This window comes from Rothia nasisuis, assembly GCF_928381405.1.
GTDB lineage: Bacteria > Actinomycetota > Actinomycetes > Actinomycetales > Micrococcaceae > Rothia > Rothia nasisuis.
In genome coordinates, this window is the sequence record NZ_CAKMSB010000045.1 from 1 (window position 1) to 440 (window position 440).

The following is a 440-nucleotide window of genomic DNA, read 5'->3' on the forward strand; positions in this document are numbered from 1 at the left end:
GGCCGCAAGCAGCCATGCACGTGCATCAACTGCTGCTGATCGCTTTTTTTTTTTTTCAAGCAGAAGACGGCATACGAGATCTGCGCATGTCTCGTGGGCTCGGCAAGCACCTGGGACCCCCAGGGGGTAACAAGGGTGGGGTTCATATCACTCATGGTAGACCTGACACTAGCTAACTTTTGGTGCCCTGGTGGGTTCCGTTGGCACCTTCACAACATATTGAGTTGACCATCACGGGTAGACAGTCTTCAGGACGTCATAAAACGTACTGGGTGGGCCTTATTCTCCATCTTCAAAACTTTGGGTCAGCGCTTCCATCAGGCTGTCCTGGATCCAGGTCAGAAAGTTGTAGATCAAACCCATGTAGTCTTCTGTTGTTTCTACAGAATCCCAGTCCCGGTACTCCGCGATCCGTTCAGCGTCCTCTGCATGGTTGATGT

At 51.6% G+C, this 440-nt stretch carries 1 protein-coding gene; it reads right to left on the reverse strand.

Annotation, left to right across the window (positions count from 1 at the left end; genetic code table 11):
* Window positions 1–279 precede the first annotated feature (279 nt).
* On the reverse strand, window positions 280–438 hold the full coding sequence (locus tag L6966_RS12335) for a DUF2017 family protein (RefSeq protein WP_473828095.1): 159 nt from the start codon (window positions 436–438) through the stop codon (window positions 280–282).
* Window positions 439–440 lie beyond the last annotated feature (2 nt).